This is a genomic window from Paenibacillus sp. FSL W7-1332 (genome assembly GCF_037969785.1).
GTDB lineage: Bacteria > Bacillota > Bacilli > Paenibacillales > Paenibacillaceae > Paenibacillus_AQ.
Genome location: NZ_CP150209.1, coordinates 3,348,779 through 3,367,921 on the forward strand (window position 1 = coordinate 3,348,779; position 19,143 = coordinate 3,367,921).

Consider the following 19,143-nt stretch of genomic DNA (forward strand, 5'->3'; position numbering starts at 1 on the left):
AGGAGGAGGAACTAAATGATGCACTCATCGTCATCGCTGCAAGCATTACAGAACAAATCATGGTTGTCGGATCAGGGAGACGGGACGTTCGTGAACCCGGTGCTTCATGCGGATTATTCGGATCCGGATGTGATCCGGGTCGGGGAAGATTTCTATATGACGGCCTCCAGCTTCGGTCATCTGCCGGGACTGCCGATTCTGCACTCGAAGGATTTGATTAACTGGAGGATTATTAATCATGTGCTGCCCCGGATGGAGCTGCCGGGCTATGACGTCCCTCAACATGGGAACGGCGTCTGGGCTCCGGCCCTTCGGTTCCATGACGGCAAGTACTGGGTGTTCTACGGGGATCCGGATGTCGGCATCATGATGAGCACAGCTGCGGACCCGGCAGGCAGCTGGACGCCTCTGCATCTGGTTCAAGAGGGGAAAGGCTTGATCGACCCGTGTCCGTTCTGGGACGATGACGGCCAGGCCTACCTGGTTCACGCGTTTGCCAAAAGTAGATGCGGCATCAAGCATCTGTTAAGAATGTGCCGGATGTCCCCGGACGGAAAGCGCCTCTTGGATGAAGGTCAGATTGTCTTCGACGGGACCGAACGTCATCCGACGATGGAAGGGCCGAAGATGTATAAACGAAATGGTTATTACTATATTTTTGCGCCTGCCGGGGGAGTATCAACGGGGTGGCAGACCGTGCTTCGGTCAACCTCGGTCTTTGGCCCTTATGAAGACAAAATCGTACTGCATCAAGGCGATAGCCCGATTAACGGCCCGCATCAGGGCGGTTGGGTAGAGCTGGATTCGGGAGAATCCTGGTTTATGCATTTTCAAGACAAAGGGGCCTACGGAAGAATTGTTCATCTGCAGCCGATATGCTGGGTGGATGATTGGCCGGAAATGGGTGCCGATACGAATGGAGACGGGATCGGCGAACCGGTTCTGCGTTATCCGAAGCCAAACGTCGGCGGGGAACACAGGATTGAGGCACCGGACGATTCAGACGAGTTCGAAGACGCTCAGCTTGGCCTTCAGTGGCAGTGGCAGGCTAATCCGAATCCGGCCTGGTATGCATTCGAGGAGGAAAGCCATTTGCGATTATTCGCCTTCCCGGTGCCGGAGAACCAGCCTTCGCGCACGATCTACGATGCTCCTCACTTGCTGATGCAGAAATTCCCGGCGGAAGTATTTCATGCGGAAGCCAAACTGGATGGAACGGCGCTAAAGCCTGGTGAACGGGCGGGCTTGATCGTATTCGGACGAACATTCGCTTATGCGGCCATTCAGATGAAGGCGGACGGCTCCGGCATGGAAATCATCCAGGCCCAAGGGAACGGCTCGGAGGAGAATGTGGTGTGGTCCGACGGATTGGATGAAGGGAAGGTAACGATTCGGGTGACCGTTCATCCCGGTGCTCAATGCCGCTTCTATTTTGCTTCTGCCGATGGTCCTTTCTTGCCGAGCGGAGATAGGGAGTTCGAAGCCGAAAAGGGGCACTGGGTCGGTGCCAAGGTCGGATTGTTCGCGGCAAGTACGGAAGAACAAGCGGATAGAGGGTATGTGGATATCGACTGGTTTAGGGTTGGAAGAGGAGAGATATAGAAAGAGAAAGATTACGGGGCTGCTCCAAGACGGTAACAACTTTGGAACAGCCCCGATTCTATCCATGACGCTTGCGGTACTGAAGAGGCGTGGTCCCCGCGATTTTTTTGAAGGTTTTATTAAAGTGGGCAATATGCTCAAATCCGGCTTGCTCGGAGATGAATTGTACGGATTCTCTGCTGTTCACGAGCATTTTCTGTGCTTCGCGAATTCGTACCACCTGCAGGTATTCGCGAAAGTGAAAGCCTGTCAGCTTGGTGAACACTCTGCTGAGATAGGAAGGGCTGATGTAAAACTGCTTGGCGACCTGCTCCAGCGTAAGTCTTTCATGATAATTGGATTTGATGTATTGGGCAATTTCTGAAATTTTCTGATGCATCGGATGCTCATATTCATGGGTTTGGAATTGAAGCGTGGTCTCGATCCGATGAAGGCGGATGAGCAGCTCGTTCATCCATGCGCGAACCAATGAGCTGTAGTGAGTCTGCTCCGTTTGGCATTCTGCGAGCATCGAGAGGAGCAGCCGTTCGATTTCGGGCTGATGCTTCAGCGGAATGCGAACGAGTCTGGACGTCCCGTGATCGAGCAGCTTGGCGACGCCGGCATCGCCTTGTTCGATGAAGCTTCTGGAGAAGCTGATCAGCACCCGCTCGAAGGTCAGCTTATCGGAGCTTGCCGTTGAGTGGAGATCATGCGGGTTCACGATCATCATGTCCCCTTTTTTGACGGTAAACACGTTATCGTCCATGAAGTAGACCCGCTCACCGTTAAGCAAGTAATACAGCTCGAAGTAGGGATGCTCATGCGGACGGGGCATGCTGCTGGAACCGTTTTGCGACATGTATTGGATGGAGAAATCATGGTCTCCGATGTGGTACTTGGGCTGCAGCCGGTCATTCATTCCTCATTAACTCCTTAGTTCGCATGGTTGGATTACCACCGATTGTGATCGTAGAAAATTATATATCATGCCTGCAGCCGATCTTCAAGGGCTTTGAACGCAATCGGCAACAATTTTTAAGATGAAAGAAAGTATGAGTTTTCAGAGGAGCAGAAGTTTTTTTAACCCCGGATGGAATAGAGGTCCCGATGGAACGCCATGGCCATGTTATCGAAATGCCTACCGAACAAGGCGGAAGGTATATCGTCCTGCCGGTATAAATCGAATAAGCAATCTTACAAATACGGAGGTACACATGATCAAACAAACAGAAGAAGCGATATGTCCTGACTTGCCAGTGATCCCGGAGTATATCGTAACGATTACGGACTATGGAGCCGTTGGAGACGGCGTATATGACAACACCGAGGCATTTCATCAAGCGATTGAAGCCTGCGTTAAGGCCGGTGGTGGGAAGGTGGTCATCCCTCCCGGGATCTGGCACACCGGTCCATTGACCCTGCAGAGCCGGATTGAGCTTCACGCCTCTGCCGGTGCGCTTGTTGTGTTCAGCAAGCAATTCGAAGCTTATCCGATCCGGATGTCTACTTATGAGGGCCGGCAGATGTTCCGCTGCCAGTCTCCGCTCGATGGAGAAGGGCTGGAGGATATCGCGATTACCGGCAGCGGCATCTTTGACGGAAGCGGCGAAGCCTGGAGGCCGGTTAAGCAAGGGAAGCTGACCGAAAGCCAGTGGGATCGTTTAATTCACAACGGTGGTGTCGTGGATGGCGAGGGACTGTGGTGGCCAACGCCGGCTGCCCGGGACGGGAAGGAGAACTTGGCCCGGATCGAACAGACAGGCAGCGAGGATCCACATGACTATGCACCTGTGAGAGACTACCTGAGGCCCAATCTGCTCAGCTTTAGAAAATGCAAGCGGATCCTGCTCAGCGGCCCGACCTTTCAAAACTCCGCAGCCTGGTGCCTGCATCCTTGGGCATCAGAGCAGATTACCATTCAGAACATTACCGTCCGCAATCCATGGTATGCCCAGAACGGGGACGGTCTGGACATCGATTCATGCAAATGCGTAATCGTGGAAAACAGCTCGTTTGATGTAGGAGATGATGCGATTTGTCTGAAGTCCGGTAAAAATGAAGCCGGGCGCCTGCTGGGAAAGCCGAGTGAGCGGATCAACATCCGGAACTGCACCGTTTATCACGGCCACGGCGGCATCGTGGTCGGCAGTGAAATGTCCGGAGGCATCAAGGATGTATACGTATCCGATTGCACCTTCATCGGCACCGATATCGGCATTCGTTTTAAAAGCTGCCGCGGTCGCGGCGGCGTGGTCGAGAACATCTTCATTGAAAGGATCCGGATGCGGGATATCGACGGGGATGCGATCTCCTTCAATTTATATTACGAAGGGAAAGCCGGCTCCGGCGAGTATCAAACGGAAGTGATGCTGCCCGTTACCGAGGAAACCCCCGTGTTCCGGAATATTGTCATTCAGGATATTGTGTGCAGCGGCGCGCACACTGCGCTGCTCATCAACGGCTTGCCGGAGATGCCGGTGGAGAACTTGACGGTGAAGAGGACGGCCATCACAAGTCGGGAAGGCATTGTATGCCGAAATGGAAAGAACCTCAGCATTCAGGACATCGTCCTTCGTAATCAGGAAAATCAGCTGCTTCTCTTTCACCAAAGCCGAAATGTTCAGGTGGCGAATGTAAGCGGAGAAGGGGGCTCACAGGATGACCGCCTGCTGGTGGTGACGGGGGAACGGTCCAGGCAAATCGAATGCTCGGGGCTGAAGGCCGATAAGGCTAGGCAGATTATGATTTCTTCTGAAGTGGAACCGGAGGAGGTCGTGATCAAGTAGCTTTGCTGTTGGATTCAATAAGGCTTAGAAAGGAGGTGATCGAATTATAACCGTTGCAAGCATCTCAAAATGATAAGGAGGTATGCAATTGATAGCAGCAAAATGGTTAAAGCAAATGCTTGTCCTCACCATGCTGTTTACAAGTTTTTCCGGCGGAGCCGCTTATGCTGAGGAAAGCCCTGAAACCGTAACCCCGTCCAATTCCTCGCGAACGCCGGCATTTCCGGGTGCCGAAGGCGGTGGAAAGTATACGACTGGCGGCCGGGGCGGCGACGTGTACGAGGTAACGACGCTGGCCGACTCGGGTCCAGGCTCGCTTCGTGATGCGGTCAGTGCTGGAAACCGGACCGTTGTATTTAAAGTCGGCGGCGTCATCGAGCTGAAATCTCCCCTTAAGATTCTCGGAGACAATCTGACGATTGCCGGCCAAACGGCGCCGGGCGATGGAATTACGGTCATCGGGTATCCAACGTCCTTTGATGGAAACAACCTGATCATCCGTTATATGCGATTCCGTCTGGGCGATATGAATGAAACGGAAGCAGACTCTTTTGGCGGACGGTATAAGAAAAACATTATCATCGACCACTCCTCGTTCAGCTGGTCCGTCGACGAAGTGCTCAGCCCTTACGGTAACGAAAATGTCACGGTGCAGTGGTCGATCATAGCAGACGCCATGCACATTAGCAAACATGTCAAAGGCAGACACGGCTACGGCGGGATATGGGGCGGCAAGAACACCAGCTTTCATCATAATTTGATCGCCCACAACTCCAGCCGCAACCCGGCGTTTGACAGCACGGCAGGCAATTCCCATGATTTCCGCAATAACGTTGTTTACAACTGGGGATTCTTTGCTTCGTACGGAGGCAAAGGCGCGGTTACCAATATGATCAACAATTATTACAAGCCCGGACCTGAAACGGAAGTGGTTCGGTTTATGAATGCGGAGAGCACCGGGAGCTACTATATTGACGGCAACGTTATGGACGGCTATCCGGAATATACTCAGGATAACTGGTCCGGCGTTCATAAGTATCCGGATTACGTGAAGCTGGAAACTCCCGCTTCCTTTGCCAATCCACTGCCGACCGAATCCGTCGAAGAGGCTTATGAAGCGGTTATGCAAAGCGCCGGAGCCACCCTGCCGAAACGGGATGCCGTCGATGCCAGAATCATCCATGACGTTATTCACCGAACCGGCATGCATATCAACTCTCAGAATGAAGTAGGCGGATATCCGCTAGTAGAGATGGTCAGATCCACGTTAGAAGATAATGATCATGACGGTATGCCGAATGATTGGGAGATCGCTCGCGGGCTGGACCCGAGAGATCCGAGTGACCGCAATCTGGCCAATAAGGAAGGATACACGAATCTGGAGCTGTATTTGAATTCCATGACGGGAAACGGATCAGCTAATCCCTCTGCAGTCATTACCGCTCCGGCAAACAACACGGTGGTCAAAGCCGGATCGAACGTGACGATTGAAGCGTCCGTGTCCGATGAAGACGGAAGCGTATCGAAGGTCGAGTTTTACCGGAACGGAGAGAAGGTTGGAGAGGATGACAGCATGCCGTTCCGCTATGAGTGGACGGACGCTGTGGACGGCACCCATTATTGGGCCGCGAAAGCGATCGACGATACGGGAACGATGGCGTTCTCGACGAGCGTGGTCGTTCATGCGAACACCGAAGGGAGCATCGAGCCTTGGAAGTCGGCCGATATAGGCAGTCCGGGAATACCGGGACACACCCAGCTTGGTGACACCCTCGGCGAAGTGACCGTCAAGGCGGCAGGAGATATCGGCGGCACGAAGGACGTCTTTCATTTTGCCTATCAGGAGATCGAGGGGGACGCTGAAATTGTGGCCCGGGTTGAAAGCATTACCCCTACGAATGAGGAAGCGGAAGCGGGCATCATGTTCCGCGAGAGTCTGAAGGAGGATGCTCCATTCGTTTCCCTTGTCGTCCCTTATATTCGTACGGGGAAAAGAGGTGTTACCCTTAGTCGAGCCGAGGAGGGCGGAGATGTTGCGAGAATTCAGCCGGAGCAGGAATTTCAGCTGCCTTATTGGATCAAGCTTGTCCGTAAGGATAACCAATTCACATCAATGATCTCTCAAGATGGAACCAGCTGGACCACGGTCGGAAACGTCCAAGTCGATTTGCCTAAGCAAGCCTATGTCGGCCTCGTGGCGGATGCGGGTAAAGTGAACAATGAGACGTGGAAATACAATACCTCGACATTTACTAACATCAATATATCGGCAGATACAGGCAGCGGCCCGAAAACCGTATATTATGTGAACGATGATTTTGAAAACCTTGAAGCTGGCTCCGTACCTGACGGTTATGGAGTGATCCCGGATCCGCAGGATGCCGATCATACGGTCACGGTGGAGCAAGTACCTGCGAATTCTACGGGCAACGATTCCGAGAAGTCGCTAAAGGTATACGATAATGCAGTAGGCAGCACAGGGTTTACAATCAGCTTCCCGCAGCAGTTGGGTACGGTTGTCGTCGAGACGGATTTCATGTCACCGGCCATGCCCGGCACTTCGGTGCTGCTTCAGATTAAGGATGCAGAAGGTACCAAGACGCCGATTGCTCTTGAGGTGCGCAAGCCGCAGTTACCGATTCAGGAGGATGCGTACGCCCTGGTTTACAAGAACAAGAATGGGCAAGACGTAAAGTTAACCGACCTTCCGGCCGCTAACCGCTGGTACAATCTGAAGGTCATTGCCAATGCGGCGGCTAACACCATGGATATTTACGTAGACAACGCACTGGCAGCCGAGCAGGTTGAGTTTAGAGACGATATGCGGACATTAGGACTAGGTAGCGCATTGTTCGGCAGAACGCCCGGAACCGGCAAGGGAACTTATTACTTCGACAACATCAAGGTATACGTGGAACCGGCAGCCGCACCTAAAGGACTACGGGCGATCCCTGGGAATGCGAAGGTTCAGCTGAATTGGGATAACGCCCAAGGTGCTTTATCGTATACCGTCAAAAGAAGCACGACAAACGGGGGGCCGTACGAGACCGTGGCATCCGATCTGAGTGCTTCCAATCCATCGTATACGGATACAAGCGTAATTAACGAAACCACTTATTATTATGTGGTTACCGGAGTGAGTGATTTAGGAGAAAGCGATCCCTCGAACCAAGTGCGTGTTACGCCATCGGTGAATGCCGTGAAGCCGCAAGCCCCGGCGGAGCTCGCGGGACTTAGCCGCAACACACAGGCTGATCTCACCTGGCAGCCGGTGGAGCATGCGGTCACCTATACGGTGAAGCGAAGCGAAAGTCAGGAAGGGCCTTATATTGAGGCAGGACGCGCAGAAGAGCCTTTCTTTAGAGATACGGGGCTTGTAAACGGTAAAGTCTACTATTATACGGTGACGGCGACAAGCGTTGCCGGCGAAAGCGAGGCGTCCGACCCGGTCGAGGTCCGTCCGGTGGCGCCGCTAGAGTCGCCAGCGGATGTTAAAGCGAGTGCCGGCGATGCATCGGCGGTGATCTCGTGGAATGCCTCACCCGATGCTTCGAGTTATCAGATCAAGCGAAGCACCGTTCACGGCGGCCCTTACACGGTCATTGCCGATCAAGTGAAGGATATCCGCTATGAGGAAAGCGGCTTGGAGAACGGGACGGCCTACTATTATGTGTTTCCGCACATAACGGCACCGCCTCCAGCGCGAATTCTGAAGCGGTTCGGGTCATTCCATTCCCTGCGAATACCTCGCCGCCTCCGGGTGATCTTCGACTAAACCCGGCCAAAGACCACGTCAAGCTGTCCTGGTCAGCCGTAGAAGGTGCAGCTTCTTATCAAATCAGAAGGTCGGAATCAAGAAGCGAAGCAGGAAGTGTCGTCGCCTCCGATTTGCGGCAGCCCGAATTTATCGATACGGATGTCGTTGCCGGCACAACTTATTATTATTCGGTGCAGTCGGTAAACGAGAACGGGCCGGGCGTCGGAAGCGATCCTCAAGGAGCAACGCCTGCTTCCGTCATCGTCGTGGCGAAAGACGGCACAGGCATGTTTACCAGCGTTCAAGCCGCGGTGGACTCCATCCCGGATGGCAATACGGACCGAACGATAATCTATATCCGTAATGGAATCTATGAGGAGCAGGTTACCGTTCCCAAGACGAAGCATGCCGTGAGCTTTATTGGCGAGAGCAAGGAAGATACGGTCATTACCTATACCGGGATAACGGGCACCGGATTCAATGAACGTGCCACCGCCGTCGAATCCGATGATTTTACCGCCGAGAACATCACGTTTGCGAATGGAGCGGGTCCTCAAGGCCCGGCGCCTGCGCTGGACCTTCGGGGAGATCGGGCCTTTTTCAACCATGTCCGCATGATCGGTTATCAGGATACGTTCTTTGTGAACAATGCCGGGAAACGGGTGTATGTGAAGAACAGTTATATTGAAGGAGCGGTGGATTTTATCTATGGACCTGGAATCGCCGTGTTTGACCAGAGCGTCATTCACAATGTCCGTTCAGGCGGATATATTACCGCTGCCAGCACGCCGGAAAATCAGCCCTACGGATATTTGTTCCTCAACAGCAAGATTACAGGAGCGGACGGAATCGAAGATGTCTACCTCGGGCGACCATGGAGACCCTTTGCCCATGTGCTGTTCATGAACACGGAAATGGAAGGAATCGTGCACGATAAAGGCTGGCATAACTGGGGACGACCGGATAACGAGAAAACCGCCAAATACTATGAATATAACAATACCGGACCTGGTGCGGCAGCCGAAGCCCGCGCGAATTGGTCGAAGCAGCTCACGCCGGAGGAAGCGAATCTGTACACGATTCCAATGATGATGAAGGGATCGGATGGTTGGGATCCGACTAGAATGCCTGTTCTTCCGCAGCCTTACGGGGAAGAAGACAATACAGCTCCGCACACATCGTCCCAAATAACACCTGAAACACCGAACGGCCTGAACGGCTGGTATACGGTGCCGGTTACCATTGAATTGAGTGCGGAAGACGACGGTTCAACTGTTACCGAAACCGTCTACAGTTTAGGCGGTATCACCTGGACTCCTTACTCGGGGCCGATCGTTCTGGACCGGGAAGCGGCCGCGGCTGCGATATACTATCGCTCCGTCAACGCTGCAGGTCTTGAGGAAAGCATCCGATCCATTGTATTGAACATGGATCTGTCCCCACCGGATATTCACGTAGAAACACCGGTACAGGAGGGAGGATGGAATGTCTCCAGGGATTGGACGCCGATCATTGAAATGAGCGATTCCGTTTCCGGCGTCGACGACAGCCGGACGGTTATCAAGCTGGACGGTAATCCCGTTCAACCCGGTGAAGCCATCCCGCTGTATCAGCTCCCGCTCGGGAGTCATGTCTTAACCGTTGAAGGAGCAGATCTTGCGGGCAATACGTCAGTAGCTGAGATTGAATTTCAGACGGTTACGAGCACCGGCGATATGATCGCTTTGATCGAACGGTTCCTGAGCAGCGGAGAGATTGGGAATGCCGGTATCGCCAACAGTTTGACGAAGAAGCTGGAGAAGGGAAATATGGATAGCTTTGAGAACGAGGTCCGGGCACAGCGGGGCAAACATGTGTCAGAACTGGCGGCGGACATCCTGCTGCGGCATGCCGAGGCATTAAGATAAGAGATTATATAAGTTCTAAAGCCCTCAAATTTTGAATCACGCTGGATATCATGATGCTTTTATTCCAGAATCCACAAAACAGGGATGATGAGATCCCTGTTTTTGTGCTGCTCTGGCTCCCGTAGTTCTCGGATCCTGAACGTTCACATAGTGTTCCATTTCAGTATGACTGCAATCACATGTACGGAGACAGGAGTTTCATATACTTGGGTTGTAAGAGTGAAATAGTTCACAAAGATGGGGTTTAGTCTAAGGAGGTTTGACTATGAGTTCATTCACGCTTCAGAGCCAGGTATCCGATATTGTTACATCCATCCCGCAAACGGCGGATTTATTCCGATCACTCCGGATTGATTTTTGTTGTGGAGGGCAGGTGCCACTGGAAGAAGCAGCTAAACAGCGTAATTTGGAACCTGCCGCCGTACTGGAGAAGGTTCAAACCCTGGAGAACAAGTTTGCCGATTATCAGGAAAGCCGTCCGGCTTCACTGAGGGAATCCGAACTGATTGAATACATCCAGCATAAACATCATGCCTTCTTGCGGGATGAATTACCTGCTTTAACGCCGTATGTGACGAAGTTGGCACGCGTTCATGGAGAGCATCATCCCGAGCTTCTCCGGGTGCAGGAGCTTTTCTCGGATCTGAAAAAAGAACTGCTGGAGCATACGATGGATGAGGACGAGCATGTATTCCCGCTTATCTTGAAATTTGTTGCAGAGCCTAACCACCAAGCTGCAGCGGAGCTTAAGCCGCATGTGTCTGAGCTGGAAGATGAACATGCTCACGCCGGCAGATTGCTTCAAGAGCTCAGGGAAGTAACCGCTGATTTCGAACTTCCGTCGGATGCCTGCGGCACGTATCGGCTGGTCTATCAACGGTTGGCCATGCTTGAAAAGGACACCTTCGAGCATATCCATCTGGAAAACAACATCTTGTTTGAGCGGATTCGCGAAGCGGTATAACATTGGTTAGAACCCCTTCTAAGCTGGGTGATGTATTGCTCGGATGACGATCGAACGTGTAAAATAACGCCCTAACAATAACGCCCTAACCTTATGGTTAGGGCGTTATTGTTTTGTCATGATTAGCGTGCAGACTCCTTCCCCGGGAGGGAGAAGAGGTCAAATAAAATTCACTTAACTATTCCCTGTATTCAGTCGATAAATATATCAGTTGGAATTATTCGACACAGGAGGGCGCATATGGATTATTCGAAATTGGGAAAACAATTCATAGGCGGGGTATGGCGAGACGGTAAAAGCGGTAAAACGCTGCCTGACATCAATCCATATAATGATGAGGTCATTACGGCTTTTCAAATCGCGAGTGTTGCAGACATTGATGATGCCTATCAGGCTGCCTACCAAGCTAAGCTGGAATGGGACAAGGTTAACCCTTACCGTAAACGCGACATCCTTGAAAATGCGGTTAAATATATGGAGTCGCATGAGGAAGATATTACGTCCATTATTGTTCAGGAGCTGGGCGGAACGCGTCTGAAGGCGGCATTCGAGATCGGTCTTGTGAAAAATATGATTAAGGAAGCGGCAACGTTTCCCCTAAGAATGGAGGGAAAGATTTTACCATCCACTGAAGATGGCAAGGAGAACCGACTGTATCGGATCCCGGCTGGCGTGGTTGGGGTAATCAGTCCATTTAACTTTCCTTTCTTCTTGTCCATGAAGTCCGTCGCCCCGGCATTAGGTGCCGGCAACGGCGTCGTGCTGAAGCCGCATGAGGATTCGCCGATTACGGGTGGAACGCTGATCGGCAAGATTTTCGAAGAAGCGGGTATACCGAAGGGCCTGTTGAATGTAGTGGTGACAGATATCAAGGAGATTGGCGATGCGTTCGTTGAGCATCCGATTCCGAGAATCATTTCTTTCACGGGTTCGACTAAGGTTGGAAGCCATATTGGCCAGCTGGCCGTCAAGCACTTCAAAAAGCCGCTGCTGGAGCTCGGCGGGAACAGCGCGTTCATTATCCTGGAAGATGCTGATATCGATTACGCGGTACAAGCGGCAACGTTCAGCAGATTCACGCATCAAGGCCAGATCTGTATGTCGGCCAACCGGATTCTTGTACAGAAGCCGATCTATCAGGAATTTGTAGATAAATATAAAGAGAAGGTCTCTACCCTTACAACAGGTGATCCAAGCGATCCGCAGACCATTATCGGGCCCGTCATCAACCATCGGCAGGCAGAAACGCTGGAGAAGCTGATTGAGAAGGGGATTGAGCAAGGTGCAGTTCCACTGGTACGGGGTAAAATCACCGGCAGAATGGTGGAGCCTACCGTCCTCGTCAATGTCAAACCGGATATGGAGGTAGCGCAAGAGGAATTGTTCGGCCCGGTAGTATGTATCATCCCGTTCGAAACGGAAGAGGAAGGAATCGAGATCGCCAACGATACACGATTTGGGCTTAGCGGGGCTATTCACACCTCCAATCTGGAACGCGGGGTAGAACTGGCGAAGAAGGTCCATACAGGTATGATCCATGTGAACGATGTCACGATTAACGACGAGCCGATTGTAGCATTTGGCGGAGAGAAGCAGTCGGGATTGGGTCGTCTGAATGGGGAGTGGAGCCTGGATGAATTTACGACCATGAAGTGGATATCGGTTCATTACGGACAAAGGAAATTCCCGTATTAAGGGTTGGGGGAGATAGGCATGAATAATGTGACTGAAGAGCAAACACAGCATGAGCTGATCAGCGCCTTTGTAAAGGTAGCTCCATTGCTGAAAAGCCTTACGAATGATGACATCACAATTGGCATTTATGATACGGAGAAGCTTATCATCAACATTCCGGGAAGAACCTTTTCGCTGAATGTCAAGCCTGGGGACCCGCTAGTGGAGGGGGATATCGTAACCGATGCCATCCGCAATAATAAAGCTTTATCGGCTGTCGTTCCGAAAGAGCTGTTTGGATTTCCGCTAGCTGCACGCGCGATCCCCCTTCACGACGAACAAGGCAGGGTTATCGGCGGTGTAGGCATGGGGACAAGTCTTCAAAAAGCGAATGCGCTGTTTGAGATGGCCGAGAGTTTCTCGGCAATTGTTGAACAGACCACCGCGTCCATTGAAGATATCAGCCAATCGATTGCTCACCTTACCGAACGTGTAACTGATGTAACGAACCAAATGACGGACGTCAGCTCCAGCGCGCAGCAGATTGGGAAGATCTCCAGCGTTGTTAAGGAGATTTCGGATCAGAGCAACATGTTAGGGCTTAATGCTTCTATCGAAGCAGCAAGAGCTGGGGAAGTCGGAAGAGGCTTCTCGGTCGTTGCTGATGAGATTCGGAAGCTTGCGACAAGCTCCAAAGAGAACGTGGACCAGATTAATGGCATTACGAAGAATATTCAGGAATTTTTGCAGCACTTAAATCATGCTTTTTCCGATATCCACACGCTAACCGATACCCAGTCAAGGGCGATTCAGGAATTCTCTGCAACGATCCATGAGATTAGTATCAAAGCAGAGGAGTTAGCGCAGGTAGCAGAAGAAAGCCTGTATGCAAAAGAAAACAAGCAATAGAAACTCAGAATACTCTGTGTAACTTAATTTTATACAGGCAGATAGAGCAGAAAAGAGCAGAAATACACCTATGATGTATTTCTGCTTTTTATTAGATATGCTGTGGCAATGCACCATGATGCCGATGAACTCAAAAGATATCCGGTTCATATCTAATGTTAATATGCTTTTTAAACTAATCGCTAGGGTATTTTCGCTTCGCTGCTTGGTTTATCATTATGTAATGGGTAATTTTGAAAGCGGTAACATTCGACGTGAAAAAGATCCGTATAGGTCCACGAATCCATTTGAAGAAAGGTACAGTGAAGAGGATGACGAAGACAAGCAAAACCATATTGTTTCAAGGTGACTCCATAACGGACGGGAATTGGGGGCGCGACAACGATCTTAATCATATTCATGGACATGGCTACGTATATCTTATTGCTGCTGAGCTGGGCTATGAACTAGCGGAAAGCCAGCCACAGTTCATCAATCGAGGAATCAGCGGCCATCGCGTCTCAGATTTGTACGCGCGTTGGAATGAAGATGCGATTAGCCTGCAACCTGACCTGATCAGTATGTTGGTTGGCGTTAACGACGCAGGCCGGATCATCGAAGGCTCGCCAAGCGGAGCTACCGACAGGTTCGAAAAAGCATATCGTCACATACTGGAGGAAACGAAAGAAGTGCTTCCACAGACAGGACTGGTTTTATGTGAGCCATTCGTACTGAAAACGGGCGCCACCGTGCAACACTGGGACGAATGGCGTCAACGGCTGAATGAATATAGCCTAGTTGTCCGGCAATTGGCTCAAGAGTTTGAAACACTGTTTGTCCCCCTGCAAGAAGCGTTTGATCATGCGGCAAAACGAGTAGGCGCAGAGTATTGGATATGGGATGGCATTCATCCCACGACAGCCGGGCATCAATTGATTTCACGTGAATGGCTGAGGGTCGTGCAGAATAGTCCATTCGCTATAAGTTGAACAGATACATAAAGTGATCTCGCTCGAAAGTCCACAGATAATCAAATCAGTCATGTTCTCAGCTGCAACTCTTTCACCGAAAGGCTGGAAGGGTTTTTTCTTGCACTGAAGTGGCCTCAATTGTGGGTTGGCAGATCAATCTATAAATATATTTATACAACTAGTATAATAATCTGATTTGTCTTATTAAAAGACGGCTTGTAGAATAATCTCTGTAAACAGCCAACAAAAAAAGGAGGAAGTACAATGGAGAAAAGCATACTAATTGTCGTTACCAATCATTCAGATATACAAGACGGAAGAAAAACGGGCATCTGGTTAGCAGAATTCGCTGAAGCTTATATTGAGTTTATAAAGAAGGGCTATCAGGTTACAGTGGCGAGTCCGCTCGGCGGACAAAGTCCAGTAGATCCAAACAGCGTGAATGAGGATACCCCGAAAGAGATATGGGAAGCAGCAGTACATCTGGAAAACACGGTTCGTATCCGTGATGTTTCTGCCCATAATTTCGATGCTATTTTCCTGCCGGGTGGTCATGGAACGATGTATGACTTGCCGGACGAACAAATGCTGCATCAATTAGTCCGTAATTTTTATGAAGCTGGAAAAATAGTCGCTGCAGTGTGTCATGGACCTGCTGGATTGACAGGAGTCACATTATCGGATGGACAGCCCCTAGTTGCTGGAAAACGGGTGAATGCTTTCACAGACAGGGAAGAGGCGGAAACCGGACTTAGCGAAATTCTTCCTTTTCTACTTGAAAGCAAGCTTCGGGAATTGGGAGCCGTTTTCGTGGCGGCGCCTAACTGGACTACCCATCATGAAGTTGACGGGAATTTGATAACAGGCCAGAATCCTCAGTCTACCCTGGCTGTAACCAAAGCTGTTATTGAAAAACTCGGATAAGGAGCACGGAGGCTGCTGTTTGTATAAAACAGTGGCCTCCATGCTTTTCTTTTGTGTAGAATGATTAGGAAGTCTATCATTGTAGTAAACAAACCGGTATCAAAAAAGCGCAGCATGGACCGACATTGCGCTGATATTTAGGGACACCACGATTGAGTCCATATGCAAAGGGGTAGGAATATAATGGTGGATTTTGAATGGTACCGAAGCTTTATCAGTATCTATAAACATAGATCCGTATCGGAAGCCGCCAAAACTCGGTTAATGACCCAGCCCGCAATGAGCCAGCATCTTGCCGCATTGGAAGCCGAACTGGGTGAATCATTGTTTACAAGAACCTCTAGAAAGATGGTTCCCACCGAAAAAGGTAAAGAACTCTATACTCAAGTGGTTCCGTTGATCGAAGCCTTGGAAGAAGCAACGCAAACATTCATGATGAACACTTCTGTAACAGCTCCCGTCATCCGAATTGGGACAGCCCACGAATATTTTCGGGAGAAGCTAGCTCCCCATTTGGGGGAGTTCCCCTTTCGAATGATTGCTCATTTTGGCGTTGCCTCACATATTTTGGAGTTATTATTGGAAGAAAAGGTCGACATACTTATAACGTCCCAAAAAATATTGGCTCCCGGCATTGAATATATCCAATATGTTCAAGAAGAGTTTGTGCTGGTTGCACCCTATAATTTTAAAGAAATCGACTTCGAAGATCCCGACCGGTTCGAAGCCTGGCTGTGCGCTCAAGATTGGATCAGCTATGGCAGTGATTTACCGATCATACGCAGATTATGGAGAGAACACTTCAAGAAAAGACCACATATGCAAATCATGCACGTTCTGCCGGACCTTCATTCCATATTAGCCGCCATAGAACACGGTTCGGGAATAAGTGTCCTCCCCACTTATATGCTGGAAAAATCAATACACAACCGTCAGGTAAAGATCATTTATCCTTCCTTCAAGGTAAGCAACGAGCTGTATCTGGCTTATCCTATCAAATTTCGAAACCTTCCTATAGTGAAAGCGATGATTGAAGCATTGCGAAAAACTTTCTGAACCGCTGATTCAAAACGGAATCCAGTGGTTTTTTTTGTTGTGTCCATCGGCATCATCGATGCACTGCCCGAGAAGGAACGTTCGCAAGGAATCTCGTTCTATTCATTGTTTTCCTATATTCCCGGCGTGATCGGCCCCGTTCTCGCATTAGGCCTCTGGCAGACCGGGGGGATGGATTCATTCACCGTCATTTTTGTAGCCATCGCAATCTGTACCGGTTTGTTTGGATACAGCGTCAAGATGGATAGAGACAGTTTGCATCAGCATTTCTTCAGAGCAGGGAGCAGCTTTTCTTTATACTGGCGCTATTCTCATGGGCATTACGCAGGCGCTCTTATACCCAACGTTAACTACTTATTTGTCCTTTGTTTTACCTTCATCCAACCGCAATGTGTTAATCGGGCTGTTTATTGCCATGGCTGACCTTGGCGTATCCATGGGCGGGGTTGTGATGGGGCCCATCGCGGATTATTTCTCTTACTCCGTCATGTATATGATATGCGCTGTATTAAGCATGGCTATGGTAATTGTTGCGTACGAGCGAAGAGGAAGCTTGGTGGCTTCGAGCAACAACCTTGCCAAGGAGAGTGAAGGGGATGTGTAGCCGTTTAACAAGGTTCAAGGCGGTGACAGCCTGCTCTTGAAGTGTCAGTCTAGGTCCGTCGGAAGGTTCATATCATCTCTGCTCGTTGGTTGAGCAGAGATTTTTAATGAACATTGTCTCTTATCTGGCTAAGTGATAGATCGACTGAGCCATCTTCTATGATCCCTGTATGGGTGGGGAATAATGTATAAGCTCATCCCAATGAGGCGTAGCTATGTTTGCGCGTATCTTCAAATGATCAAAAGCTTGCTGTAAAGCGGTCATCTCGTCTGCCGACACCGCCTTATCACTTAACAGGATTCTGCCAATCGGGCTTGAGAGCATCAGCTTCAGCAGGATGTAGAACAGCTTTCTTTTGCCCCGGGCAAATTGCTTCTGACCGGCAGGCGTAACCGTAAAGCCGTTTTTCTCTAAGACTTGATGCCCCTCATCTACCGCATGGATGACCAGATTAAGAAGCTTCTTGTCTTTTGCGGCTCTGCGCAAATTACCGTTATATGAAGAAGCTATGGAATTCAAAGGCAAGATGATCACAAAATGACTTTTCAGCCACTCATCCATATTTGTAATGTAATTCCATTTATATTTAGTGTTAACCAAGGCTTCATCGATCAGTGTGCGCCATGACAGATCCTCTCCTAAACCACCGATCGTTAGGTTGGTTTTTGGGCCGTGCACGCTAATGATCCGGCCATTCTCTCTCCAGCCGGCAATCGACTGAAAAGCGAACGCAACCTGTTTCGCTACCGGACTATGGGTTTGCAAATACTTCTCCATTTCCCCAGGGCTTGCATTGTTGCCCATTATAACGATATGGCAGCTATGATTCGCCGCAAGGGCAGGCAGCACAGCCTCGAAATCCGGATATTTCATTACAACAAAAATAAGGTCATAAACATCGTCCGGCTGTAGTTCTCGGATGACCCTTACTTGATTAACCGTAGTTTGAAACTGAAAATAATGCCGAATGACATTGCCGTTCTTCTCCAACTCCTCTGCTCGTCGTCCTCTTGCCAGCATCGTGACGTTGTGCCCTCCACGCACTAGCTCGTGGGCTAAATAACTGCCCAGAACCCCTGCGCCGTAAACCAATATTCTCATCGCGGGTCCCTCCATTTTGGGTTAAAGGATTGAATCAAACCATGTTTGCTCAAGCGTTTATCCCTTGTCTCTTTAACAAAGTTTTTAAATATTATCTTCAAAATTTAAAAATCATAGCTTGATTCTATATGGACATCAACCAGGATGTCAACAAGTTTTTAAATATTGGATGTGAAATTTAAAAACTATTCGCATTATGTTAAACTACTTGTAGTGATGAACACGGGAAGTGAGTGAAGAGTGATGAATAAATTCGAAATCAGAACGCAGCAAAAGAAGGATGCGATCATTCATGCGGCATTAAAGCTTTTTAAAGAAAAAGGCTTCGTCCATGTTAGCATTAAGGACATTGCCGATGAATCCGGCGTATCGTCGGTATCGCTGTATAACTACTTCGGCAGTAAAGAAGGGGTGGTCAAGGAGTGTGCGAATGTTCTGATGCAAAATACGATCCGAATGGCTGAGGAGCTTTTGCATCAAAATATCGACTTTAAGGATAAGATTTCTCGGATTTTGGAAATCTGTGCAGATCAAGACTATCAATTGCTTGGTACACAGGGTGCCGTTGAGGATCAGGTGTTAGCGAGCTTATATAGTGAAAACACGAATCAAATTAGAATAGAGCTTATTCAGGAATTTATTGAGCTGGGGAACAAGGAAGGGGCGATTCATTCCTCTGTTTCGCTGGAGACCCTATTGGAATTATTAAGTGTCGTCGGGACGCTCCAAGCTTCCTGGGCCAGAGCCGGGAATTATAAAAACAAGATGGCGGAACTTATCCAGCTACTCTTATATGGTTTCGTTGGACGCCGCTAAATAGTCAGATGGAAAGTGCCTTTCCGATTCCGGAAGGTTCTTTTTTGTTTTTTATTTTTAACTTTACTGAGAAGTTTGAGGGACAGCTTACGTTTATAGGTTGTACTAAAT

Annotated in this window: 13 protein-coding genes and 1 pseudogene; 12 read left to right on the forward strand and 2 right to left on the reverse strand. The window is 49.8% G+C overall.

Annotated elements, in window-relative coordinates; all coding sequences use genetic code 11:
- Positions 1–15 precede the first annotated feature (15 nt).
- Positions 16–1,602, forward strand: a complete 1,587-nt coding sequence (locus MKX98_RS14925; RefSeq protein ID WP_339223816.1) for a glycoside hydrolase 43 family protein — start codon at positions 16–18, stop codon at positions 1,600–1,602.
- A 58-nt stretch (positions 1,603–1,660) separates the two neighbouring features.
- Here the strand turns inward: MKX98_RS14925 and MKX98_RS14930 are convergent, their stop codons facing one another.
- Complete coding sequence (locus MKX98_RS14930; protein WP_339223818.1) at positions 1,661–2,503, reverse strand: AraC family transcriptional regulator; 843 nt, start codon at positions 2,501–2,503, stop codon at positions 1,661–1,663.
- Between the two features lie 295 nt (positions 2,504–2,798).
- Here MKX98_RS14930 and MKX98_RS14935 point away from each other — a divergent pair, with 295 nt between their 5' ends.
- The 10 genes and pseudogenes from MKX98_RS14935 to MKX98_RS14980 form a co-directional block, all read left to right on the forward strand.
- Positions 2,799–4,370: a glycoside hydrolase family 28 protein gene (locus MKX98_RS14935; RefSeq protein ID WP_339223820.1), complete on the forward strand. Its 1,572-nt coding sequence runs from the start codon at positions 2,799–2,801 to the stop codon at positions 4,368–4,370.
- 88 nt (positions 4,371–4,458) lie between these two features.
- Positions 4,459–8,145, forward strand: a complete 3,687-nt coding sequence (locus tag MKX98_RS14940) for an Ig-like domain-containing protein (RefSeq protein ID WP_339223822.1) — start codon at positions 4,459–4,461, stop codon at positions 8,143–8,145.
- A gap of 113 nt (positions 8,146–8,258) precedes the next feature.
- The gene (locus MKX98_RS14945) at positions 8,259–10,034 is read left to right on the forward strand and encodes a pectinesterase family protein (protein ID WP_339223824.1); all 1,776 of its coding nucleotides are present in this window, start codon (positions 8,259–8,261) and stop codon (positions 10,032–10,034) included.
- 265 nt (positions 10,035–10,299) lie between these two features.
- A complete protein-coding gene (gene ric, locus MKX98_RS14950) occupies positions 10,300–10,998 on the forward strand; it encodes an iron-sulfur cluster repair di-iron protein (protein ID WP_339223826.1) in 699 nt (232 codons plus the stop codon).
- 240 nt (positions 10,999–11,238) lie between these two features.
- The gene (locus MKX98_RS14955; RefSeq protein ID WP_220685430.1) at positions 11,239–12,693 is read left to right on the forward strand and encodes an aldehyde dehydrogenase family protein; all 1,455 of its coding nucleotides are present in this window, start codon (positions 11,239–11,241) and stop codon (positions 12,691–12,693) included.
- Positions 12,694–12,711: 18 nt separating this feature from the next.
- On the forward strand, positions 12,712–13,581 hold the full coding sequence (locus MKX98_RS14960; protein ID WP_339223828.1) for a methyl-accepting chemotaxis protein: 870 nt from the start codon (positions 12,712–12,714) through the stop codon (positions 13,579–13,581).
- A 311-nt stretch (positions 13,582–13,892) separates the two neighbouring features.
- Entirely contained in the window at positions 13,893–14,549 is a 657-nt protein-coding gene (locus MKX98_RS14965; protein WP_339223830.1) for an SGNH/GDSL hydrolase family protein, read from the forward strand.
- 246 nt (positions 14,550–14,795) lie between these two features.
- Positions 14,796–15,455 (forward strand): type 1 glutamine amidotransferase domain-containing protein, encoded by a 660-nt coding sequence (locus MKX98_RS14970; protein ID WP_194542460.1) that lies wholly within the window; start codon positions 14,796–14,798, stop codon positions 15,453–15,455.
- Positions 15,456–15,638: 183 nt separating this feature from the next.
- Positions 15,639–16,511, forward strand: a complete 873-nt coding sequence (locus MKX98_RS14975) for a LysR family transcriptional regulator (protein ID WP_339223833.1) — start codon at positions 15,639–15,641, stop codon at positions 16,509–16,511.
- 39 nt (positions 16,512–16,550) lie between these two features.
- Positions 16,551–17,115 (forward strand): annotated as a pseudogene (locus MKX98_RS14980) (MFS transporter); the annotation flags it as partial.
- Positions 17,116–17,271: 156 nt separating this feature from the next.
- Here MKX98_RS14980 and MKX98_RS14985 read toward each other — a convergent pair.
- On the reverse strand, positions 17,272–18,216 hold the full coding sequence (locus MKX98_RS14985; protein WP_339223835.1) for a 2-dehydropantoate 2-reductase N-terminal domain-containing protein: 945 nt from the start codon (positions 18,214–18,216) through the stop codon (positions 17,272–17,274).
- Between the two features lie 243 nt (positions 18,217–18,459).
- Between MKX98_RS14985 and MKX98_RS14990 the strand changes: the two genes are divergently transcribed.
- Positions 18,460–19,032 carry a TetR/AcrR family transcriptional regulator gene (locus tag MKX98_RS14990; RefSeq protein ID WP_339223837.1) on the forward strand — a complete coding sequence of 191 codons (573 nt, stop codon included), beginning with the start codon at positions 18,460–18,462 and terminating at the stop codon, positions 19,030–19,032.
- Positions 19,033–19,143: the final 111 nt, after the last annotated feature.